Origin of the sequence: Enterococcus sp. DIV1307a (genome assembly GCF_050537425.1) — a bacterium.
Classification (GTDB): Bacteria; Bacillota; Bacilli; order Lactobacillales; family Enterococcaceae; genus Enterococcus; species Enterococcus faecalis.
The window spans coordinates 400,458-424,845 of the sequence record NZ_CP172914.1; the positions used below are offsets into that span (position 1 = coordinate 400,458).

Consider the following 24,388-nt stretch of genomic DNA (forward strand, 5'->3'; position numbering starts at 1 on the left):
GAGAATGCTACCCTAGAAGTATCAATAAATAGACAGATTATTTAATCGCTGGGTTGAATAATTGAAGGATTCTGATTTTTGCGTAAGCCTTGAAGCAAAAAGAATGAGTCCTTTTTTTGTTAGAAGGAGATTTGGGTATGGAGCAAACACAGCAAAACCATTTTACTGCGTTGTTTTATAAAAATGTTCTGTTAGGAATTTTAAGTATGGCGGCGCAATCAATTTTTATTTTGGCGGACACATTTTTCATTGCAAATGGGATCGGCACCGAGGCGTTGGCGGGGCTTAACATTGTCTTACCACTCGTTAATATTATTAATGGATTAGGTTGGATGTTTGGCGTTGGCGGCGCTACGTTGTTTTCGACAACGGTTGCGCAAAAAGAAATCAAAAAAGCCAATCAGTATTTTAGTTTAACGATTGGGTTAGTTTTCGTTATAGGGAGTCTCTTTACTTTAGCGAGCTTGATTTTTTCCGATCAAATTATTCGGGGACTTCAGGGGACCGGTGTCTTGTTTGGTTTGGCAAAGGAATATTATATGATTTACCTTAGCTGTTCATTATTATTTATTTTAAACAATTGCCTGATTACTTTTTTAAGAAATGACCATAATCCTCGTTTGGCAACGATTGCTTTTGTCAGTGGGGGAATTGTCAATATTATTTTGGATTATGTCTTTATTTATCAATTTGGGTGGGGCATGGCAGGCGCGGCCATTGCAACGGTGATGTCACCGTTAACAAGCTTAATCCTGATTACGTTGCATAAGTGGTCGCCGCAACGAGTTTTACGTTTTGAAAAGTTTAAAGTGAAATTTCAGGATGTTCGAGAAATTATGTCGATTGGTTTTTCTTCCTTTTTAAATGAATTTTCTTCGGCCTTTGTCATGTTTTTATTTAATATTGTTTTGTTAAACTTAGTTGGTCATGTGGCGATTTCAGCTTATGCGATTGTTGCCAATCTCAATATTATTGTGATTGCCATTTTTACAGGGATTGGGCAAGGGGCGCAACTATTACTCAGCCGATACTATGGTTTAGGGGAAACGAAGGTGTTGCGTAAATTTGTTAAACTTAGCTTTATTACGTACTTGGTCGCCGGCTTCCTGTTCTTTTTAATCAGTCAAGTGTTTACGGGACAAATTATTGAGGTCTTTAATAGCGAAGGGAACGACCAGTTGGCGCAAATTGCTAGGACAGCCATCCGCTTATATGCGATTTCCTTCTTGTTTACAGGATTGAATTTTATGGGGATTTATTACTTTTCGGCAGTTCGTAAACCGAAAATGGCGCTAATGATTTCCTCTTTGCGTGGGTTCTTTTTAATTGTGCCAGTTTTATTTATTTTGGTGAAATTACTAGGATTAACCGGTGTTTGGCTAGCCATGCCCGTAGTTGAATTTGTTACGTTTGGACTAATGCTTGTGGGCTACTTTGCGTATCGAAACTATTTGAAAAAAAGAGAAGCAGTAACCTGATGTTGGTTACTGCTTCTTTTTTGCTTAGTTTACATAGCTTTCAGTTAAAGTCATGAATTGTTCCACATCTTTTAGGACTTGATCAATGCCGGCTTGCCAGAAATCAGGTTTTGTTAAGTCAACATTTAAATGTTTTTTCGCTAATTCTTCGCTTGTCATCGAAGCAGTGTCTCTTAATAACGCAATGTATTGGTCTTCAAAAGAGCTGCCTTGTTGATTAGCATACGCATAGATACCCATGCTGAATAGATAGCCAAAAGTATATGGGAAATTATAGAAAGGCACATCATCAATAAAGAAGTGCAATTTGCTCGCCCAGAAATGAGGATGATAACTGCCAAGACTATCTTTGTAGCTTTCTTTTTGCGCCGCTAACATTAATTCAGTAATATCTTCTTCCGCTACTAAACCTTTTTGGCGCGCTTGATAAAAATTATTTTCAAAGATAAAACGCGCATGAATGTTCATAAACATGGCAATGGCATTTTGCATTTTTGTGTCTAAAAGGTTAATCTTTTCAACGTCTGATTTGGCCTCTTTTAAGGTGGCGTCAGCAACAATCAATTCTGCAAAGGTACTAGCTGTTTCTGCTACGTTCATGGCATACTCTCGATTCAATGAAGGTAAATCCCACATCACGCTACTATGGAAAGCGTGACCTAATTCATGGGCTAAAGTAGCTACTTCGTTGATTGAATTGCCAAAGGTCATGAAAATCCGCGACTCTTGTGTTTCAGGTAATTCTGTACAATAACCCCCAGGACGTTTGCCTGGACGATCTTCAGCTTCAATCCAACTTTTTTCAAAAGCCATTTGGGCAAAATTAGCCATTTTCGGACTGAATTTACGGAAATTTTCTAAAATAAAGGCAGCGGCTTGATCAAAGGAATACGTTTTTTCTTCTAAATTACCTAAAATAATTGGTGCATCTTGGTCTTGCCAATCCATTTTTTCTTTGCCGAATAATTGCGCTTTGCGCGTTAGAAAGTCGACGAATGGTTGTTTATTTTTTTGGATGGTTTCCCACATAACCGTTAATGTTTCTTGACTCATTCGATTATAGTTTAAGGGATTTTCTAAATAATCTGTAGTGCCATGCAATTTGTAATCAGATAAACGGAACCCATCTAAGTGATTTAGGGTATCTGCTAAAATTGAAGCTTTGCCACTCCAAGCTTTCTCCCAAGCTGTAAACAAACGTTGACGAACCTCTTTGTCAGGATCTCCCATCATGCGGTTAAAGGCTTGGCCTGCAGATAGTTCTGTCACAGAGCCATCTTTTTCTTCAAAAGGAATCACAATGGAAGCAACAATCGTATCGTAATGTGTACTCCAAGCATTTAACCCATCTAGAGAAAGCGTATTGATGATATTTTCTTCTTGTTCGGAAAGCAGTTTTTTTCCATCACGGCGTAATTCATTTAAGCGAAAAGCCATTGTTTTGAACGGTTCTTCGGCTAACAGGGCTTGCCAATGTTCTGCTGAAATCTCGGTGATTTTTTTAGTAAAAATGGTTTCAGCTAATTGAATCGCTGGCAACAGATTGTATAAATCGCCTGATAAAATTTTGGCCTTGGTATCATTAGTATTAGCAGAAATTAAAGCAGTTAAAAAACTATTACATTGTGAAAAGCCATTTGAGATTTTCCCTTGTAACGTTAAGATTTCAGCAAATTGTTCTTTGCCTTGGGCACTTTCTGGTGTCCATTCTGTGATTAATTGATGGTACTCTTTTGTCTGTTCGGTTAATTGAGTCATTCGTTGGCTAAGTTCTTTGGACTCGCTCCCATTGGGGAAAATACTGTCTAAATCCCATGTAATAGAATAGGTCATATCCAATCCTTCTTTCATTTTTTTCTTTTCAGTATATCATAAGACCTAAGAGAAGTTGTTTCTTTTTCCCTCGAAACCGACTATAATAAAAAAGAATTTTCCGTGGCAGGCACGGGGTAACTTGAAACCAAGAAAAGAGGATTATATGAAAAATTATTTGAAAGATAGTAATTTATATTTAGTCATTGCGTTTGTTATTATGGCCATTTTATTTTTCAGTTCATCACAGACGTATGAACAGCAATCACAAGTTGGTCTTTTAGATAAACTTCTGAGCAGTCATCCTTTTGAAGAACAATTAAAAAACATTTCTTTTCAATATGCTGGCAGTGAAGTGAGCATTCAAGCTAGTGGTTATAGTAAATTTGTTGAATTTTTTATTCGTAAGGGAGCCCATTTTGGTACGTATTTTCTATTAGGTGGTAGTTGGTTCATTGGATTAGTGCCAAGAATCAAAGGTCTGTTTTTAACAGCTGTTGTTTCCTGGCTAGCTGCTACTGGCTATGCAGGTTTAGATGAATTTCATCAAATGATCACAGGCGGAAGGACCCCTCTTTTTCAAGATGTTATGTTGGATGCCATGGGTGCTTTGACAGCCATCGTTATTTGTTTAGTGGTTCATGGTTTGAAGAAAAATAAAAAAAGAAGACGCTAATTTAGAAGAGCTTCGTTTATTCGTCAGAAAGATGGATAAGCGAGGGTCTTTTTTTGGTAGCGCTTGTTCCTAACTGAAAAGAAGAGTAGAATAAAGGAGAATAGTAACGAAAAGTCAGGAGGAATCAAGGATGTCAGGACACAGCAAATGGAGCAACATTCAAGGGCGTAAAAATGCGCAAGATGCCAAACGTGGGAAAATTTTCCAAAAAGTTTCAAGGGAAATCTATATGGCGACAAAAGCAGGTGGCCCTGACCCCGCAATGAATCCTGCTTTACGTTTAGCAGTCGATAAAGCTAAGTCAGCCAATATGCCCAATGATAATATTGCGCGCGCCATAAAAAAAGCCAGTAGTGCTGGTGAAGGGGAACATTATGACGAGGTAACTTATGAAGGATACGGGCCAGGTGGCGTGGCAGTTTTAGTTCATGCACTAACAGATAACCGCAACCGAACGGCCACCAATGTTCGCGTCGCGTTTACTCGAAATGGTGGCTCTTTAGGTGAAACGGGTTCGGTGAATTATATGTTTGATCGTAAAGGCTATATTGTCATTAAGAGAGAAGATCATGCAATTGAGGAAGACGACATGCTAGAAGTCGTTTTGGAAGCAGGCGGCGAGGATTTAGAAACATCACCAGAAGTATTTGAAATTTACACAGCACCAGAAGATTTTACAGCGGTTCGCGATGCTTTAGAACAAGCAGGTTATTCATTAGCACAAGCTGAATTAACAATGGTTCCGCAAACCTTACTAACCTTGAACGAGGAACAAAAAGCGCAATTAGAGCGCTTGGTTGACAAGTTAGAAGACGATGATGATGTGTCAGAAGTATTTACCTCTGCAGAAAATCTATAAAATAAAGGGATGCTTGGCGTCCTTTTATTCATAAAATGAAAGCGGATACAGAATGGAGGGCATTTTGAAAAAGAGAATTTGTTTACAAGCAATCAGGGAAGAAGCGGAAGCCTATTATCGTAACGGTGATTTTTATTGCTCGGAAGCGATTGTGGCGACCATTCGGCAACACTTTGATGCGGAGATTCCCATTGAAGCTGTGGCCATGGCTTCTGGGTTTCCTGTAGGTGTTGGAGGAGCGAAGTGTATTTGTGGTGCTCTTTCAGGCGGGGTTATGTGTCTGGGCTACTTTTTTGGTCGGACAGAAGCCAAAGGAGAACAAGTAAATAAAACGATGACTTTAGCCAACGAATTGCATCAAAGTTTTCGACAAAAGCATCGAGTGGTTTGCTGCAGTATTTTGACAAGTAAAATGACGATGGGCTCACCTGAGCATATGGAACAATGCATTGGCTTTACTGGAGAAATCGCTGAAACAACCGCAAAAATTATTGCACGAGAACTTGCTTACGAATTAGTCTAGTAAAAAATGAGAGAGGAGCAACCAGATTCATTCACCTGAATCTGGTTGCTCCTCTCTCATTTAATGCGTAATCAATTAACCAAGTACTTTTTCATAAGCTTCCACTTGAGATAAGACACGTTGGAGCTGTAATTCATTTTCAATATAGTTGATTGAATTACCTAAATCTTCTTGGCGGTTTGTTTCTAAACGATCGACTTCTTTTTTTGCTTCGTTCAATAAGTGTAGAACTTCTTCCTTAGATAACATGTACTCACCTCCTTGCGCAGTTCATCTACTATTAGTGTACTCCTTTTTTTCAAAAAAGGGCAATAATAGGATATTAAAAAACAAAAATAGCGGTCCTAACCGCTATTTTTGTTTACTCATGGCGTTGTTGTGCTAAAATCGCTTCGATTCGTTCTCTTTGATCTGCCAAAAAGTGAGGCAAATAAAGGGGGATTTCATCAAAGTTTGGACTTTGATTTTCGTAGGCTTCGGCATCTAGCAGGCCTTTTTGTGTGGCTACTTCAAATAACAAGTGGTTCGGTTCTCTAAAATACAATGATTTGAAAAATTCACGGTCTTTAATCCCTGAGTTTGTAAAATTCTTTTCATCCAACAGGCTGTCAACTTGCGTTAATTCTTGCGTATCTTCCACCCCAAAGGCGACGTGATGAACGCCACCAATTCCTTCAATGGCAAGCGGATTGGTACGGTCATCAATGATGTGTACCTCTTGATAAAACTGTGGATGATGATTTTCCAGAACGGTTACTTCATGCGCAGTTTCAAAAAAAGGTACTGTTTCTTTTTCATGCCAATGTAAATAATCCACTAAAGGTTGTTTGGTAGCTGCGGCATATTGGACGCGTAATTGAATTGCATCAATGCCTAAAATTGCATGTTCTACTGGAATTTCAGAATGCTCAGCTGGAAAATAATCTTCCGCATTTTCAAATTCACGTAACGGAACAAGCGCCATTTGCGTATTATCGGGCGCTTCAAAACGCAAAATTGGGTGTTGGTTAAATGTTTCCACACCATAGTGGCAGATACCCGCTTGCTCAAGACGTTCTGCCCAAAAATCCAAAGAGGCGCGCGTTGGTACTTTTAAAATAGTTCGTTCAATTGTATTTGTACCAAAGGATTGATCTTGGCCATCATTCAATTCAAAAAAAGTTAATTCGGTACCTGTTCGTTGCTCATTATCTGAGAAAAACAAGTGATACATGGTGTGGTCATCTTGGTTGATCGTTTTCATTAGTAATTTTAATCCCAGTGTATTATGATAGAAGTCAAATGTAGGCTTTATCAATCGATTTAAAATAGAGATGTGATGAATTTGTGCATACATAGTAAAATTCCTTTCTTGGAGGTTTATTAAATGAAACAATTTTTTCAAAAAGGGTCGAAACCTAATCAATTAGTTGTTGCTTTCCATGGTACTGGTGGCAATGAATATCAATTATTAACCACCATCGCAACCCTTTATCCAGAAGCGAGTGTTCTAAGTTACTTAGGGACAGAAGGTGTAGGCGAACAGCGACGCTTTTTTGCGCCATTAGTCAATGGAGCATTACCTCGTGCTAACTTTGATGAGCGAGTGACGGCGTTTCTAGAAGAAGTTTGGCAACCGCAAAAGTTATACGATGAAGTTATTTTTATAGGGTACTCTAACGGTGCCAATTTTATTTTAGGCCTGTTAGAAAAGAACCCGACTATTGCTAACACTGTTATTTTACTGCATCCAAGCAATTTAGGCTATCAATATGTATCTGGTGAGTTTGCGACAAAAGTGATTGTCACAACAGGGGCTCAGGATGAGTTGAGTATTCCGGGACAAGTTCTTTCTTTAGCTAACCAATTAAAGAAACATTTTCCAGTCGACTTTTTACTAGTGGATGGCGGTCATGGCTTATCAGAAGAAGAAGTAACGAAAATAAAAGAAGTTCTTTAAAAAACAAGCTGCAACCTTTGCTGATAAGTGGTTGCAGCTTGTTTTTTTATGTGTGTTTAAATAATTTAGTTCTTTTTATTAATGAAAGCTTCCGCAAGGGCAAAGTCTCCTGCGTAAGGTTCATCTACGCCGTTTACTTTTTGATAAAGGTCGGCGCCTTTACCAGCTAAGACAATCGCATCATCAGCCGTTGTGCTTAAAGATAATGCGTGAGCAATTGCTTCGCCACGATCTAAAACGGTGTAAACAGGCATTTCTTTGGTAATATGGGCTTGGATTTCTTGGCAAATTTTTGCTGGATTTTCACTGGCTGGGTCATCGGTTGTTAGGACTGCAACATCAGCCAATTCAGAAAGAACCGTACCAAAGTCTTTGCGGCGAGAAATCGCTTTGTCTCCCGTGCTACCGACAAGAACGATTAAGCGGCCGTCAGGATGTTCTTCACGGACAAAGGTTAAAAGATTCTTCAAACTGTCATAATTATGAGCGTAATCAACATAGACGGTTGCACCGTTGGTATTCGTTAAAGATTCCATCCGGCCAGGGACGGTGGTTGCTGCGATTCCTTGTTGACACTCTTCTTTTGAAGCTCCCACAAGGACACTAGCAATCGCCGCACTTAACGCATTACCTTTGTTAAAATCACCACCTAAACGAAGGTGATAAGAGCCGGCCAATCCTAACGCATCTGCAGGACTTTCAACGATAAAACGTAAGGAATCCTCTGAAGAAACAGCGAATGAATAGTCTACTTCTGGAGCCGGCTGACTGCCATAGACAATGGCTGGGACTTTTTGCTGTTGTGCAGTTTCTTTAAGTAATGGAAAATAATCAGCTTCGTGATTCAACACAATGACTTTAGAATGTGTAATCAATTGACGTTTGCAATAAAAGTAATCGTCAAAGGTTGGATGTTCAATTGGACTGATATGGTCGGGGGTAATGTTTAAAAAAATGCCGACATCAAAAAATAACTTGTAGACACGATTAGTTTTGTAGGCTTGGGAAGAAACTTCCATAATAAAATGAGTCATCCCGTTAGCAACAGCGGTTGCCATCATTCGATACAAGTCCAAAGATTCGGGTGTAGTCAATGCAGATTTAAAGAATGTTTTGCCATCTAATGTCGAATTCATGGTAGAAAGCAAGGCTGTTTTTTGTTGTGTAGCAACATCTAAAATATATTTGGTGAAATAAGCCGCTGTTGTTTTACCTTTGGTTCCAGTAAAACCAATCAGTTTTAATTTATTTTGTGGATAATCATAAAAAGCCATGCTTAACACAGCCATTGCTTTTTTTATGTCAGTCACGATAATTCCTAGTTGTGCCGGAACCTCATAAGGCACCTCAGAAACATAGATTTCTAGGCCGTCTTTTACAGCATTTTCTAAATAGATTTCTTTAAAGTTTAATCCTTTACAAAAAAAGAGTGTTTCTGCTGTTACGTCTCTCGAATCGTAAGAAAGAGCCGTTACTTCTCGTTGACCTAACGTGTCGGAAAGAGTCAAGTGCCAGCCTTCTGGTGAAATAAATTCTTTTAATAAATCTTCTTTTTCTAAGCAATCGCGAATTGCGAATAATGAAATCGTCACTTTTTTTGCCTCCAAACGTTTCAACGAAATTTCAAAACTGATGTCATTATAGCATTATTTTTCTTTTAAAAAAACCATCTCGTTAGCGTGAGAAAATCCATGAGAAATGTTAAAATAGGATAATTCTTCGAGAAAGTCGTTGCATATCCCAAGATGAACAATTAAAATAAAGAAAGCATACTCAAAGAATATTGGAGGACAAAATGATCAATCAACCAAATTCAGTTGATCAACCAATCCTGACGAACCAAGAAAAAATGGTCAAAGGCTCAGCTTGGATGACAGCTAGTAATATTATCTCCCGCATGTTAGGGGCGATTTACATCATCCCCTGGTACGCTTGGATGGGCGAGCACGGAAACGAAGCGAACAGTTTGTTTTCAATGGGGTATACGATTTATGCCTTATTCCTAATGATCTCTACCGCCGGAATTCCAGGTGCGATTGCCAAGCAGACCTCGCATTATAATTCATTGAACGAATATAAAATTAGTCGACAGCTTTTTTATCGTGCCTTACAACTAATGGGTGGCTTAGGTGTGGTTTTTGCTATTGTGATGTATTTGGCATCTCCGGCATTAGCAGCTTTGTCTGGCGGAGGTCCTGAATTAGTTCCAACAATGCGTTCATTAAGTTTAGCCGTTTTAGTTTTCCCAAGCATGAGTGTCATTCGCGGTTATTTCCAAGGAAATCAAGAAATGATGCCCTTTGCTTTATCACAAATTGTTGAACAAGTAGCACGAGTTTTTTACATGTTATTAACTGCTTTTATTATCATGAAAGTCTTTGAAGGTAATTACGTTACAGCGGTGACCCAAGCCACTTTTGCGGCATTTATTGGGATGCTCGCAAGTTTTGCGGTTTTAGGTTATTACATGTACAAACAAAAACCATTATTTGATTATTTAGAAGAACACAGCGCCAATGAACATGAAATTGCTCCAAAAGAGTTATTGATTGAAACTTTTAAAGAGGCGATTCCTTTTATTGTAGTCGGCTCAGGGGTGACTGTCTTTAAACTTGTCGATCAGTTTACTTTCTCAAACTTTATGCGTTTGTTTACGGATTATTCAGATACCCAATTACGAGAGCTTTTCGGTATTTTTAATGCCAATCCGGACAAATTAACCATGATTGTCGTGGCTTTAGCGACTTCGATTTCGGCTACTGGATTACCGTTGATTACAGAAGCGGTCACCTTAAAAAATCACCGTGAGTTAGCGCGTTTGATTAGTAATAATTTACAACTTTTTGTGTTTGTAATGTTGCCAGCAACGTTCGGTATGATTGTTTTAGCGCAACCACTATACACTGTTTTTTACATGCCAGATGCTTTAGGTACTTCTTTATTAGTGCAAGCTTGTTACGCTAGTTTATTCTTGGGCTTGTATATGTTAGTGTCAAATATGTTGATGGGGATGTATGAAAATCGTGACGCAATGCGTTATTTAGGAATTGGTTTAGCAGTGAAATTAATCGTGCAATTCCCCGCAATCCGTTTATTTGAAGTTTACGGTCCGTTATTAGCAACGATGATTGGCTTTACGGTTTCTTGCGTATTGATTCTAAGAAGAATTCGTCAAGTGACACGTTTTAATTACAAATTAACCTTACGGCGAACATTGTTAATGTTCTGTATTACAGTCATCATGATGATTATCGCTTTGATTTTCCGTCAGTTCTTGTATCTATTTTTAGATCCAACTAGACGTTTCCAAGCCTTCATTATCGTTGTAATTGTGGCTGCTGCAGGAGGCGCTTTTTATGGCTATTCGGTCTTGAAGATTCGCTTAGCTGATCGTTTATTAGGGAAAAATGCCGCAAAATTACGTGCAAAATTCAATATTAAATAATAGCTGATTGAACTCCTTTCAGCAGATTCTCTTAAGAGACAAGGCTTGAGACATCGATCGATTCGATTTATGTCCCAAGCTATTTTTTTAAAGGAAAGAGGAATGACGATGCGTTTAGATAAATTTTTAGCCGATGTTGGTATCGGTAGTCGTAAAGAAATCAAACAATTGTTAAAGAAAAAAGTCGTTACGGTGAATGGTGACGTCGTAAAAGAAGCCAAAACACAAGTAAATGAAGAAACAGATCAAATTGCCTTGATGGGAGAAATTCTTACGTATCAAAAATTCTTTTATTACATGTTGCATAAACCACAAGGTGTCATTTCTGCGACGGAAGATCAGCGAGATGAAACGGTAATTGACTTGTTAACTGATCAGGATTACCGTGCCGACTTGTTCCCAGTTGGTCGCTTGGATAAAGATACTGAAGGCTTGCTTCTATTAACAAATGATGGCCAGTTAGCGCATCAATTATTATCACCCAAAAAGCATGTGGATAAAGAATATTTAGCTGAAGTTGAGGGACTTGTGACAGCGGAAGATTGTCAACTGTTTGCGCAAGGATTTGCCTTGAAAGATGAAGAAATGGTTAAACCAAGTCGTTTAGTCATTGAGACGATCAATGAGGAAGAAGGGACTTCCGTAGTCCGTTTAGTGATTCAAGAGGGAAAATTCCATCAAGTCAAACGGATGTTAGCCACTGTAGGCAAACCTGTGACGTATTTAAAACGATTACGAATGGGCGAACTATGGTTGGATGAAACGTTAGAACTAGGGGAATATCGGCCCTTAACAGAAACCGAATTGCAACAACTACAACCTAAACAATCATACCTCAATTAAAATAAACAAAAACCCAGCCCTTTCTGCGGAAAAGATAAAAAATTTCTCGAAAAATAGTGTCGGGTTTCTTTCTTTTTCTGCATAAAATGGTATGATTGACTATGTAGAACTTTATGAATAGGAGTGACAACAAATGACAATTGATTGGACAAAAGAAGTCGAAGCACGTAAAGACGACTTATTAGAAGATTTACAAAACTTATTACGGATCAACAGTGAACGTGATGATGCACAAGCAACACCTGAAGCGCCCTTTGGACCTGGACCAGTTGCTGGCTTAAAACACATGTTAGCTTATGGTGAACGTGATGGCTTTACGGTGAAAAATGTCGACAATTACGCTGGACATATTGAATATGGCGAAGGCGACGAAACATTAGGAATTTTTGGTCATATGGACGTTGTTCCTGCTGGTGATGGTTGGGAAACAGATCCTTATGAACCAGTCATTAAAGATGGCAAAATTTATGCACGTGGCGCGAGCGATGATAAAGGCCCAAGTATGGCTGCTTATTACGCAATGAAAATTATCAAAGAATTAGGCTTACCCGTGTCTAAAAAAATCCGTTTCGTAGTAGGAAGTGACGAAGAAAGCGGCTGGGGCGATATGGATTACTATTTCCAACATGAAGAAGCGCCAGACTTTGGTTTCTCACCAGATGCTGAGTTCCCAATTATCAATGGGGAAAAAGGAAATGTGACTATTCGTTTAACTTTCCGAGGCGGTAACGGCGCTGATTATAAATTAGAAAGCTTCAAATCTGGTTTACGTGAAAACATGGTTCCGGGAACAGCAGATGCTGTTGTAACGGCTGCTTCAGCAGACGAAGCGGCTTCACTAGCTGCTAGCTTTGAAACATTCATCAAACAAGAAGCAAAACTTTCAGGTAACGCAGAACTTTCAGATAAAACAGTGACTTTCCATGTAGTTGGTAAAGGTGCTCACGGTGCTAGCCCACAATCTGGAATTAACGCAGCGACTTTCTTGGCAACTTTCTTAAATGATTACAGCTTTGCAGAAGGCGCATACAGCTTTATTAATACCATTGCTGAATTTATCCATGAAGATTTTTATGGCGAAAAATTAGGTGTGGCTTTTGAAGACGAAAAAATGGGTAAATTGACAATGAACGCTGGGATTGTTAACTTTGATCCAGAAAATCCTGAAAATAGCTTAGTAACATTAAACTTCCGCTATCCAAAAGGAACTTCAGCAGAAGAATTACAAGCAAAAGTTCAAGCAACAGTCGGTGAAACGGTCACTGCAACACAAGGAGATCGCAACCAAGAACCGCATTATGTACCAGTTGATGATCCATTGGTGGCAACGTTACTACAAGTTTATGAAGACCATACAGGCGAAAAAGGCCAAGAACAAATCATTGGTGGCGGTACTTATGGCCGCTTATTAAAACGTGGTGTTGCCTATGGCGCAATGTTCCCTGGCTACACAGACACAATGCACCAAGCCAACGAATTTATGGAATTAGATGACTTATTCCGAGCAGCTGCTATTTATGCAGATGCGATTTATCGTTTAGCGAAGTAAAGTAAAAAAGCTGTTTTCGATTTTCGAAAACAGCTTTTTTTGCAATTTTTGCCTTTTAAAAACCCAAAATCAGAACCGTCAATTTACTGAAAATTTCTTGCAAGTCAACGGATCCCACGATACGATAAATAGGAGAAAACGCAATGAGTGAAACACTTATTGTTAACTATTTAATCAAAGGACGTGTGAAAATGAACGTAGAAGAATTAGTTCAAAAAGCAAAAGATTTAATTGGAGAAGGTAACGTGGAACATGCGCAACAATTCATTGAAGAACATAAAGATGAATTAGGCGAACACTATCATAAAATTACAGCGATGTTAGCTGATACAACGACCGATGGTTTGTTTGATAAAATTAAAGGATTGTTTCAATAGTCGTAATTAAAAAGGCAAAACACAGTTAACCACGCACTGTGTTTTGCCTTTTTTGCCATGTAAAGTTTGACAACATCAACAAATAGTAAAAGATATTACCATACAATAAATATAGATTCGTTATTTTAAGGAAAGTAAAGAAATTAAGGTAAGAGATTCTTAAATAGATAATGTTATTTTTGTTATGTATATAATTCTATTAGTTTGCAAAAACTATAAATACCCCTTTTTTTAAGAAAATAAGAATGGTAAACTTTAAGTAGCGGTATTCAGTTTGATTAATTTGAAAGCGATTACTTTCTGGTTGTAAAAAAAAAAAAGCGCCGAAACAGCGCCACTTTACAGTTGATTACGGTTAAAACCTTATTTTAACTTGCTATGTTGTTTAGAATAGTCCCAAAAGAACTTAACTAAATTATAGCATAGAATAAAAATCATTCAAGTAGTAATTTAAAAAAAGGAGTGGAAATAAAATGAAGAAAGACTACGTTATTGGTCTGGATATAGGGACTAATTCTGTCGGCTGGGCAGTTATGACAGAAGACTATCAGTTGGTGAAGAAAAAAATGCCTATTTATGGAAACACTGAAAAAAAGAAAATCAAGAAAAATTTTTGGGGTGTGCGTTTATTTGAAGAAGGGCATACAGCCGAAGATCGCCGATTAAAAAGAACGGCACGACGAAGAATTAGTCGTCGACGGAATCGTTTACGCTACTTACAAGCTTTTTTTGAAGAAGCGATGACAGCTTTGGATGAAAACTTTTTTGCTCGTTTACAAGAGAGTTTTTTAGTGCCTGAAGATAAGAAGTGGCACAGACATCCGATTTTTGCTAAGTTGGAAGATGAAGTAGCTTACCATGAAACGTATCCGACAATCTACCATTTACGCAAAAAATTAGCAGATTCATCTGAGCAAGCAGATTTACGACTAATTTATTTGGCGTTGGCACATATTGTCAAATATCGTGGACATTTTTTAATTGAAGGGAAATTAAGTACAGAAAATATTTCTGTTAAAGAACAATTTCAACAATTTATGATCATTTATAACCAGACCTTTGTGAATGGAGAGGGTCGCTTAGTTAGTTCGCCTTTACCTGAATCTGTCTTGATTGAGGAAGAGTTGACTGAAAAAGCTTCTCGGACTAAAAAATCTGAAAAAGTCTTACAACAATTTCCTCAAGAAAAAGCTAATGGCTTATTTGGTCAGTTCTTAAAGCTAATGGTAGGGAATAAAGCTGACTTTAAAAAAGTTTTTGGTTTGGAAGAAGAAGCCAAAATAACCTACGCTAGTGAAAGCTATGAAGAAGATTTAGAAGGCATTTTAGCAAAGGTTGGGGATGAATATAGTGACGTGTTTTTAGCTGCTAAAAATGTGTACGATGCAGTTGAATTATCAACGATTTTAGCAGATTCGGATAAAAAAAGTCACACGAAATTATCTTCTAGCATGATTGTCCGTTTTACAGAACATCAAGAAGATTTAAAAAATTTCAAACGATTTATTCGTGAAAATTGTCCAGACGAATATGATAATCTCTTTAAAAATGAACAGAAAGACGGCTATGCAGGCTACATTGCACACGCAGGTAAGGTTTCACAGCTTAAATTTTACCAGTATGTTAAGAAAATCATTCAAGATATTGCTGGAGCAGAATATTTTTTAGAAAAAATTGCTCAAGAAAACTTTTTAAGAAAGCAACGGACCTTTGATAATGGGGTGATTCCTCATCAAATTCATTTGGCTGAGTTACAAGCAATCATTCATCGTCAAGCGGCCTATTATCCATTTTTAAAAGAAAATCAAGAAAAAATTGAACAACTGGTTACATTTCGAATTCCTTATTATGTCGGACCATTATCAAAAGGAGATGAAAGTACCTTCGCTTGGTTAAAACGTCAAAGTGAGGAACCAATTCGTCCTTGGAACCTTCAAGAAACCGTTGATTTGGACCAATCAGCGACAGCCTTTATTGAACGAATGACCAATTTTGATACGTATTTACCTTCTGAAAAAGTTTTACCGAAACATAGTTTATTATATGAAAAGTTTATGGTATTTAATGAATTGACCAAGATTTCTTATACGGATGATCGAGGAATCAAAGCCAATTTTTCAGGTAAGGAAAAAGAAAAAATCTTTGATTATCTGTTTAAGACGCGTCGAAAAGTTAAGAAAAAGGATATCATTCAATTCTATCGAAACGAATATAATACGGAGATTGTCACGCTTAGTGGACTTGAAGAAGACCAATTTAATGCTAGTTTTAGCACGTATCAGGATTTACTGAAATGTGGTTTGACAAGAGCAGAATTAGACCACCCAGATAATGCCGAAAAATTGGAAGATATCATAAAAATTTTAACTATTTTTGAAGATCGGCAACGAATTCGGACGCAACTTTCCACATTCAAAGGGCAGTTCTCAGCAGAAGTACTAAAAAAATTAGAACGCAAGCACTACACTGGCTGGGGAAGATTGTCGAAGAAATTAATCAATGGTATCTACGATAAAGAATCGGGTAAAACAATTTTGGGCTATTTAATTAAAGATGACGGGGTCTCAAAACACTATAATCGCAATTTTATGCAACTGATTAATGATTCACAATTATCTTTTAAAAATGCTATTCAAAAAGCACAGTCCAGTGAACATGAAGAAACATTAAGTGAAACTGTCAATGAATTAGCTGGTAGTCCAGCAATAAAAAAAGGAATTTATCAAAGTTTAAAAATTGTCGATGAACTAGTCGCGATTATGGGTTATGCGCCTAAGCGGATTGTTGTCGAAATGGCACGTGAAAATCAAACGACTAGCACTGGCAAGAGAAGATCCATCCAACGCTTGAAAATAGTTGAAAAAGCAATGGCCGAAATCGGCAGCAATTTATTAAAAGAACAACCAACGACTAATGAAAAGTTACGAGATACCCGTCTTTTCCTTTACTATATGCAAAATGGTAAAGATATGTACACGGGAGATGAATTATCGCTTCATCGTTTATCTCACTATGATATTGATCATATTATCCCACAAAGCTTTATGAAAGACGATTCATTGGATAACCTAGTTTTAGTGGGCTCTACTGAAAATCGAGGGAAATCCGATGATGTACCTAGCAAGGAAGTTGTTAAGGATATGAAAGCTTATTGGGAGAAATTATATGCTGCTGGCTTAATTAGTCAACGGAAATTCCAACGTCTGACCAAGGGGGAGCAAGGTGGCTTGACTCTCGAAGACAAAGCGCATTTTATCCAACGGCAATTAGTAGAAACTCGTCAAATTACTAAAAATGTTGCGGGAATCCTAAATCAACGCTACAATGCTAATTCAAAAGAGAAAAAAGTTCAAATCATCACCTTGAAAGCTAGTTTAACGAGCCAAGTTCGTTCGATTTTTGGCTTGTATAAAGTCCGTGAAGTGAATGATTATCACCATGGACAAGATGCTTATTTAAACTGTGTGGTCGCAACCACGTTATTAAAAGTTTATCCTAATTTAGCACCAGAATTTGTTTACGGAGAATATCCTAAGTTCCAGACCTTTAAAGAAAATAAAGCCACGGCGAAGGCTATAATTTATACAAATTTGCTGCGCTTTTTCACGGAAGATGAACCACGGTTCATGAAGGATGGCGAAATTCTTTGGAGTAACAGTTATTTAAAAACTATCAAAAAAGAATTAAATTACCATCAAATGAATATTGTCAAAAAAGTAGAAGTGCAAAAAGGCGGTTTTTCAAAAGAGTCGATTAAACCCAAAGGACCATCGAATAAATTGATTCCTGTCAAAAATGGTTTGGATCCCCAAAAATATGGCGGTTTTGATAGTCCTGTAGTTGCTTATACAGTGTTATTCACGCATGAAAAAGGTAAAAAACCTCTTATTAAACAGGAGATACTGGGCATTACGATTATGGAAAAAACAAGGTTTGAACAAAATCCTATTCTTTTTTTAGAGGAGAAAGGCTTCTTGCGGCCTCGTGTATTAATGAAATTGCCTAAGTATACACTGTATGAATTTCCAGAGGGGCGCCGGCGCTTATTAGCCAGCGCTAAAGAAGCGCAAAAAGGGAACCAGATGGTTTTACCTGAACATTTACTTACATTACTGTACCATGCGAAACAATGTTTGTTACCAAATCAATCAGAAAGTTTGGCTTATGTAGAACAACATCAACCAGAATTTCAAGAGATTTTAGAGAGAGTGGTTGACTTTGCTGAAGTGCATACATTAGCCAAGTCAAAAGTCCAGCAAATTGTGAAACTTTTTGAAGCAAATCAAACAGCAGATGTGAAAGAGATTGCGGCATCCTTTATCCAACTTATGCAGTTTAATGCGATGGGCGCACCAAGTACATTTAAATTTTTCCAAAAAGACATTGAGCGAGCACGCTACACGTCAATCAAAGAAATTTTTGATGCCACTATCATTTACCAATCGCCTACGGGCCTGTATGAAACACGCAGAAAGGTTGTCGACTAGATGGGCTGGCGAACGGTAGTGGTTAACAAGCATTCAAAATTATCCTATAAAAACAATCATCTTGTTTTTAAAGCAATTGATCACCAAGAATTAATTCATTTGTCTGAGATTGATGTTTTGTTGTTGGAAACAACGGACATTTCGTTAACCACGATGCTATTAAAACGATTAATTGATGAAAAAATATTAGTGTTATTTTGCGATGATAAGCGTTTACCAATTGGTAAAATTTTGCCCTTTTATGGACGGCATGATAGTAGCTTGCAATTGACACGCCAGTTGGCTTGGACGGAAGAACGAAAAGGTCAAGTTTGGACAGCGATCATTGCACAAAAAATCACCAATCAGAGTTTACACTTAGCGCAACGAGACTATAGCCAAAAGGCTGCTGCTTTGTTAGCTATGCGCGCTGAATTACGTCTGTTTGATCCAGCCAATCGAGAAGGTCATGCAGCTATAAGTTACTTTAATACTCTCTTCGGCAATGATTTTAAACGTGAACAAGAAAATGACATTAATGCTGGTTTAAATTATGGTTATACGTTGTTATTAAGTATTTTTGCTCGAGAGTTAGTCCAGACAGGTTGTTTTACACAACTAGGACTAAAACATGCCAACCAATTTAATGACTTTAACTTAGCAAGTGATCTTATGGAGCCTTTTCGTCCATTGGTAGATCAAATCATTTATGAGAATAGAAAAGAAGCATTTCCGATAATGAAACGTAAGTTATTTGCTTTGTTTATGAATACGTATATGTACAAGAAAAAACAAATGTTTTTAACCAATATTGCTACCGATTATACAAAACATGTAGTAAAAGTTCTGAATCAAGAGGAGGAAGGAGTTCCAGAGTTTGGGATATGAGTTATCGATATATGCGTCTATTATTAATGTTTGATATGCCAACGGACACAGCCAGTGACCGGAAAGCGTATCGGAAGTTCCGGAAATTTTTGATTAATGAAGGATTTATTATGCATCAATTTTCGGTTTACAGCAAAATTTTGTTGAATGATACTGCTAATAAAGCAATGTTGGCTCGCTTAAAGCAGAATAATCCGCAAAGAGGACTAATTACACTATTAAATGTAACAGAAAAACAATTTTCTCGAATGATTTATTTGCATGGAGAACAAGACAATCGAGTTGCTAATTCAGATGAACGGATTGTCTTTTTAGGAGAAGAATAGATGAGAGTTAATTTTTCTTTATTGGAAGAACCCATTGAAATTGAAAAAGCCACCTTTTTAACGATTAAAGACGTTCAAACCTTTGCCCATCTAGTGAAGTTAATTTATCAATATGATGGGGAAAATGAGTTAAAACTATTTGATGCGCAACAAAAAGGGCTGAAACCAACGGAATTATTTGTTGTTACGGATATTTTAGGCTATGACGTTAATTCGGCTGCCACGCTGAAATTAATCTATGGGGATTTAGAAGCACAATTAAATGATAAACCAGAAGTCAAATCAATGATTGAGAAGTTAACTGGAACAATTAGTCAATTAATTGGCTATGAATTGTTGGAACATGAAATGGATTTGGAAGAAGATGGCATCACTGTGCAGGAACTTTTCAAAGCTCTTGGAATCAAAATCGAAACAACGAGTGATACGATTTTTGAAAAAGTTATGGAAATTACACAATTACATCGTTATTTATCAAAGAAAAAATTATTGATTTTTATTAATGCGTGTACGTATTTGACAGAGGATGAAGTGCAACAAGTGGTAGAATATATCTCTTTAAATAATGTGGATGTCTTGTTTTTAGAACAAAGGGTGGTCCAGAACAGATTCCAATATATTTTGGACGAAAACTTTTATTTGAGTTATGAAAAAGCTTAAATTGTTATTGATTAGTGGTTCATTCTAAACTGAAATCTAGCTATGGATAAGTGATGCGAGTACGGAACTTTGGAGAAAAAATAATTCTCCGAGGTTTTAGAGTCATGTTGTTTAGAATGGTACCAAAACGGTGGTGGCACTGGTTTTACCGGATCTTCGGTTTTAGAGTCATGTTGTTTAGAATGGTACCAAAACCTTTTGACACGGAAGGGCTTCAAAAATTTTGTTTTAGAGTCATGTTGTTTAGAATGGTACCAAAACCAATCCTGTCACAATCGCCGTTGCAAAGGCGTTTTAGAGTCATGTTGTTTAGAATGGTACCAAAACGCTATGGTGCCAGACGAGGTGGCATTTAGTGTTTTAGAGTCATGTTGTTTAGTTTTCGCAGATACGATATGATTGATGTAAAAATATCGTTAATATGTATAAATATGGTTATTATATAAAAAATATAATTAATAAATTGAAGCTTTGCTAGAGCAAGTGATGCGATTACGAAATTATTTAATTTTAGAGTCACGTTATTTATTACTTTACGAATAGAGAATACGATTATCTATAAATCAAGAACTAATCCCCAATTTATTGAAAATGACACTCCCTGTTTTATTAATATTTCATGCTTTTGTTGTACTATTTGATGATACAAAAAAGTAAAACTGAGGACCCAATTAAAGTTAAGTTAACCACATTGAAAGATAGACCTTTCAATGTGGTTAAAGATGCTTAATGAGATTCATGAAACATAGAAAGCGGATTAATTTTCTATGCTCTTTATTTGTATATTTTCTTGGGAATCATTATTGATTGTGGATTAAAAAGATAATCCACTCCCCGTTTCACCACAGGCATATTCGTAATAGCTAAAATGAAGAGGGCTAAGAAGAAAAGTGCCAGGATTCGGAAAGTAAACCATTCTTTAAAGAGTGTGTCTAATTGTAAACCACTTTCCAACAGAATAATTAAGGGCATATGCAAGAGATAAGGGTAGAGGGTATCTTTTCCGAGGGCGCTTAAAGGTAACTTTCGTTTAGGCAATAATGCAAACCAAGAAAGAGACACCAATGCTGCAGCAACGTAAAAGAACAGCTGAATGAAACTACTGTATTCAAAGGCCGGACTAATTTCAGCGTAGGAAGCCCAACCAGTTAAGAAGCCCCAAAATTTCGTTGCCAATGACCATTGACTATTTACAAATAAAAAGGAGCTTAAAATTATGCCTATCGCTGCCCATTTGACTTTGCGATGATCTAAAAAGGTTTGTAGCTTTTGAATATCCATTAAGTAGCCACAATAAAAGAAAGGAAAGAAGCCCAGAGTCCGTCCTAAAGACAAGAAACCTTCCACAGGCAAATAGCCTGAGGCGCAGCCGATAACAATGATGATGGGCAACATGATTTTCGGCTGAACGCGCTGAAGAAAGATGGTAATTAAGTAGAAACTTGCTAAGGAAAGTAAGTACCAAGGAACGCCCGTTTCGTTCAGTAAATCAAAATTCATTTTATTTGCAAAGGCGAAATTAGCAAGTGTAATCAACAACTTCGCTAAGAGATAAAGCCAAACAAAGGAAAGTAAACGGAGATATTTTCGTTGTTTAATGGCATGTTTACTAAAGAGTCCAGAGACAAAAATAAAGGCTGACATATGGAATGAATAGATCCAAAAGTTGATCGTTTCCATGAGTCGTGAAGGAGCAGCTTCACGATCTAAAATATGCCCAAAAATCACTAAGAAAATTAAAAAAAGTTTCACGTTGTCCCATTTATAAATTCGCTTGTCGTTTTCCATAACGATCACTCCTTTTAGTAGAAAACAGTTCACTTTTGTTTAAGGCAGAAGAGGACAATTTTTCCATTCATTGAGTAGATAATTGTAGATACGAACCGGCAGCCGTTAAATGAGCCCCCACATACTTGCGCTTAAAACAAAAAATTAGGCAGGATGTTAGTCTTAAATTATACTGAAAGAGTGACGATCCTCCAAAGATTTTGTTTATTAAGAAGTGAAAGATGCGGTGAAAATAAATGATAAAATTTCAAAATGTTTCAAAAGTATATCAAGAAAATGCCGTTTTGTCCGATGTGAATTTAACAATCCAACAAGGCGAATTTTTTGTATTAGTAGGGCCGAGTGGTAGTGGAAAAACGACGACTTTGAAAATGATTAATCGGCTCATTGAGCCAACGACAGGTGAAGTGGCTCTCAATGAACAAGCGGTAACCAACTACCCTTTACGTGAATTACGACTAAAAATTGGCTATGTTCTTCAGCAAATTGCCTTATTTCCTAACTTAACCGTGGCGGAAAATATTGAGTTGATTCCTGAAATGAAAAAATGGCCCAAAGAGCAACGCAGAGAGCGAACCATTGAACTATTGAAAAAAGTTCAGCTGGATCCTGAGGAATATCTGCATCGTAAGCCAGCAGCGCTTTCAGGAGGCGAACAACAACGTATCGGGATTTTACGCGCCATTGCAGCCGAACCAGAAGTGATTTTAATGGATGAACCTTTTAGCGCGCTAGATCCGATTTCAAGACATCATCTTCAACGTTTGGTGAAAGAACTTCATCAGGAATTAGCGAGTACCATTGTTTTTGTGACCCATGATATGAATGAAGCTTTATTGTTAGGGGAGCGCATCTGTATTATGGACGCTGGCAAAATTATTCAAGTCGATACGCCAGAAGCCATTCAAAAACATCCGAAAAATAATTTTGTCGGTCAATTTTTCAAACAATCTTCGCCAGAACTAGCGAACTATTGTGGCGCTGACTTGAATGCATTTTTAGAAGCCGCAGATGAGACGATTGAGCCAGTGCCGACTGTTTTCATGGAAACCAATTTAAAAGAGATTGTCCAACTCATTAATGCACAAGAGAAAGCAAATTTAGTAGAAAAACAACAAGTTTTAGGGTGTATCACCTCAAAAACGATTACTCGTTTTATGGAACAGCTGTTGGAAAGCGAGGGACAGTAGATGCAAGCACTGATTGAAACTTTTTTCGCTCGAAAAGAAGAATATCTGCAAGCGTTAATCGAGCATATGCAATTGTCCTTTATTTCGTTATTATTCGCTGCGTTGATTGCAATTCCCCTAGCCATTTATTTAACGAGTCATCGTAAGTTAGCGGAAAGTCTGTTACAAGTGACTGGGATTTTCCAAACCATCCCTTCTTTAGCCTTGCTAGGCTTACTGATTCCGTTAATTGGTATTGGTCGACCACCGGCAATTGTTGCGCTAGTGATTTATGCCTTATTCCCAATTTTACAAAACACCTATACTGGTTTGACGGAAATTGATCCTTCGTTAGAAGAAGCCGCAGAAGCATTTGGGATGAGTAAAAAAGAAAAACTGTTTAAGTTTGAGTTGCAAATGGCGTTACCATTTATTATTTCTGGGATTCGAACGGCTACCGTTTTAATTATTGGTACGGCCACGTTGGCGGCGTTAATTGGAGCAGGTGGTTTAGGGACCTTCATTTTATTAGGAATTGATCGAAATAATTTATCGTTGATTTTTATTGGAGCCATTTCATCGGCTGCACTAGCAGTCTTATTTAATTATGGAATTCATTGGTTGGAAAAAGCGAATGGGCGGCGACTAATCATTGGCGGTACTATTTTAGGCCTTTTGTTAGGTGGTTCATTTTTCTGGAATCAACAAACTTCTTCAAAGGAAAAGCAGCTGACAATTGCTGGCAAATTAGGAGCGGAACCAGATATTATTATTAATATGTATAAAGCCTTAATTGAAGAAAATAGCGACATTCAGGTGACGTTAAAGCCAAACTTTGGCAAGACTACTTTTTTATATAATGCCTTGAAATCAGATGAAATCGATCTTTATCCGGAATTTACAGGAACAGTGATCGAAACCTTTTTAAAAAATCCTCCTCAGCTAGACAATCAACCTCAAGTAGTCTATGAAGCGGCACGCGCTGGCTTGAAAAAACAAGAAAACCTTACTTTGTTGAAACCGATGCGCTATGAAAATACGTATGCCGTCGCAGTTAAGCGCTCATTTGCAAAAGCGCATCAATTAAAAACGATTAGTGATTTACAGAAAATTAGCAATCAGTTGAAAGCAGGTTTTACGTTAGAATTTATTGATCGGCAAGATGGTTATAAGGGATTACAAGAAAAATATCATTTAAATCTGAATGTCCAATCGATGGAACCGGCGTTACGCTATCAAGCGATTAATAATGGTGAGGTAAATGTGATTGATGCCTATTCAACGGATAGTGAATTGAGACAATACGATTTAGTAACGTTAGAAGATGATCAAGCGCTATTTCCGCCTTATCAAGGAGCACCACTTATTAAAACAGCAACGTTGGAAAAATATCCAGAATTAGCAGAAATATTGAATAAATTGGCAGGAAAAATTAGCGAAGAAGAAATGAGTGAAATGAATTATCAAGTCAATGTGGAGGGGCAAGATCCTAGCATAGTGGCGAAAGACTATTTAAAAGAAAAGAATCTTCTTAAATAAGTATTTTTTACTGAAAAAGACTGGTATATAAACATTTATCCAGCCTTTTTC

Annotated in this window: 20 protein-coding genes; 15 read left to right on the forward strand and 5 right to left on the reverse strand. The window is 37.4% G+C overall.

Annotated features, from left to right (window positions below; all coding sequences use genetic code 11):
- Positions 1-137: 137 nt before the first annotated feature.
- Complete coding sequence (locus tag IGL90_RS02055) at positions 138-1,478, forward strand: MATE family efflux transporter (RefSeq protein WP_048737400.1); 1,341 nt, start codon at positions 138-140, stop codon at positions 1,476-1,478.
- Positions 1,479-1,502: 24 nt separating this feature from the next.
- Here IGL90_RS02055 and IGL90_RS02060 read toward each other — a convergent pair whose 3' ends face one another.
- Positions 1,503-3,329: a M3 family oligoendopeptidase gene (locus tag IGL90_RS02060; RefSeq protein ID WP_161796737.1), complete on the reverse strand. Its 1,827-nt coding sequence runs from the start codon at positions 3,327-3,329 to the stop codon at positions 1,503-1,505.
- Between the two features lie 127 nt (positions 3,330-3,456).
- Here IGL90_RS02060 and IGL90_RS02065 point away from each other — a divergent pair, with 127 nt between their 5' ends.
- From IGL90_RS02065 to IGL90_RS02075, 3 genes are all read left to right on the forward strand, one after another.
- Positions 3,457-3,966 (forward strand): VanZ family protein, encoded by a 510-nt coding sequence (locus tag IGL90_RS02065; protein WP_002366143.1) that lies wholly within the window; start codon positions 3,457-3,459, stop codon positions 3,964-3,966.
- 130 nt (positions 3,967-4,096) lie between these two features.
- Positions 4,097-4,825 (forward strand): YebC/PmpR family DNA-binding transcriptional regulator, encoded by a 729-nt coding sequence (locus IGL90_RS02070; protein ID WP_048737397.1) that lies wholly within the window; start codon positions 4,097-4,099, stop codon positions 4,823-4,825.
- Positions 4,826-4,877: 52 nt separating this feature from the next.
- Positions 4,878-5,348, forward strand: coding sequence for a C-GCAxxG-C-C family protein (locus IGL90_RS02075; RefSeq protein WP_025189908.1), 471 nt, complete (start codon positions 4,878-4,880; stop codon positions 5,346-5,348).
- A 75-nt stretch (positions 5,349-5,423) separates the two neighbouring features.
- Here the strand turns inward: IGL90_RS02075 and IGL90_RS02080 are convergent, their stop codons facing one another.
- Positions 5,424-5,597, reverse strand: a complete 174-nt coding sequence (locus IGL90_RS02080) for a hypothetical protein (protein ID WP_002355495.1) — start codon at positions 5,595-5,597, stop codon at positions 5,424-5,426.
- A 112-nt stretch (positions 5,598-5,709) separates the two neighbouring features.
- Positions 5,710-6,684, reverse strand: coding sequence for a ring-cleaving dioxygenase (locus tag IGL90_RS02085; RefSeq protein WP_048737395.1), 975 nt, complete (start codon positions 6,682-6,684; stop codon positions 5,710-5,712).
- A 30-nt stretch (positions 6,685-6,714) separates the two neighbouring features.
- On the opposite strand from IGL90_RS02085, the gene IGL90_RS02090 reads away from it, so the two are divergent.
- A complete protein-coding gene (locus tag IGL90_RS02090; protein ID WP_002358653.1) occupies positions 6,715-7,287 on the forward strand; it encodes an alpha/beta hydrolase in 573 nt (190 codons plus the stop codon).
- A gap of 65 nt (positions 7,288-7,352) precedes the next feature.
- On the opposite strand, the gene IGL90_RS02095 is transcribed toward IGL90_RS02090, so the two are convergent.
- A complete protein-coding gene (locus IGL90_RS02095) occupies positions 7,353-8,879 on the reverse strand; it encodes a UDP-N-acetylmuramoyl-L-alanyl-D-glutamate--L-lysine ligase (RefSeq protein WP_082153297.1) in 1,527 nt (508 codons plus the stop codon).
- Between the two features lie 203 nt (positions 8,880-9,082).
- Between IGL90_RS02095 and IGL90_RS02100 the strand changes: the two genes are divergently transcribed.
- The 8 genes from IGL90_RS02100 (at position 9,083) to csn2 (ending at position 19,841) form a co-directional block, all read left to right on the forward strand.
- Positions 9,083-10,732, forward strand: a complete 1,650-nt coding sequence (locus IGL90_RS02100) for a putative polysaccharide biosynthesis protein (protein ID WP_002364837.1) — start codon at positions 9,083-9,085, stop codon at positions 10,730-10,732.
- Between the two features lie 108 nt (positions 10,733-10,840).
- Positions 10,841-11,575 (forward strand): pseudouridine synthase, encoded by a 735-nt coding sequence (locus tag IGL90_RS02105; RefSeq protein ID WP_048737392.1) that lies wholly within the window; start codon positions 10,841-10,843, stop codon positions 11,573-11,575.
- A gap of 133 nt (positions 11,576-11,708) precedes the next feature.
- Positions 11,709-13,124 (forward strand): dipeptidase PepV, encoded by a 1,416-nt coding sequence (gene pepV, locus IGL90_RS02110; protein ID WP_048737391.1) that lies wholly within the window; start codon positions 11,709-11,711, stop codon positions 13,122-13,124.
- Positions 13,125-13,267: 143 nt separating this feature from the next.
- Positions 13,268-13,501: a hypothetical protein gene (locus IGL90_RS02115; protein WP_002355504.1), complete on the forward strand. Its 234-nt coding sequence runs from the start codon at positions 13,268-13,270 to the stop codon at positions 13,499-13,501.
- Positions 13,502-13,974: 473 nt separating this feature from the next.
- A complete protein-coding gene (gene cas9 / locus IGL90_RS02120; protein WP_048737389.1) occupies positions 13,975-17,988 on the forward strand; it encodes a type II CRISPR RNA-guided endonuclease Cas9 in 4,014 nt (1,337 codons plus the stop codon).
- Positions 17,989-18,855: a type II CRISPR-associated endonuclease Cas1 gene (gene cas1, locus IGL90_RS02125; protein WP_048737388.1), complete on the forward strand. Its 867-nt coding sequence runs from the start codon at positions 17,989-17,991 to the stop codon at positions 18,853-18,855.
- Positions 18,852-19,181, forward strand: coding sequence for a CRISPR-associated endonuclease Cas2 (gene cas2 / locus IGL90_RS02130; RefSeq protein ID WP_002364833.1), 330 nt, complete (start codon positions 18,852-18,854; stop codon positions 19,179-19,181). Before cas1 ends, cas2 begins: the two co-directional genes overlap by 4 nt.
- Positions 19,182-19,841, forward strand: a complete 660-nt coding sequence (gene csn2 / locus IGL90_RS02135) for a type II-A CRISPR-associated protein Csn2 (protein WP_048737387.1) — start codon at positions 19,182-19,184, stop codon at positions 19,839-19,841.
- A 774-nt stretch (positions 19,842-20,615) separates the two neighbouring features.
- Here the strand turns inward: csn2 and IGL90_RS02140 are convergent.
- Entirely contained in the window at positions 20,616-21,629 is a 1,014-nt protein-coding gene (locus IGL90_RS02140; protein WP_048737385.1) for an acyltransferase family protein, read from the reverse strand.
- A gap of 236 nt (positions 21,630-21,865) precedes the next feature.
- Between IGL90_RS02140 and IGL90_RS02145 the strand changes: the two genes are divergently transcribed.
- On the forward strand, positions 21,866-22,819 hold the full coding sequence (locus IGL90_RS02145) for an ABC transporter ATP-binding protein (RefSeq protein ID WP_048737384.1): 954 nt from the start codon (positions 21,866-21,868) through the stop codon (positions 22,817-22,819).
- Entirely contained in the window at positions 22,820-24,337 is a 1,518-nt protein-coding gene (locus IGL90_RS02150; RefSeq protein WP_002375918.1) for an ABC transporter permease/substrate-binding protein, read from the forward strand.
- Positions 24,338-24,388 lie beyond the last annotated feature (51 nt).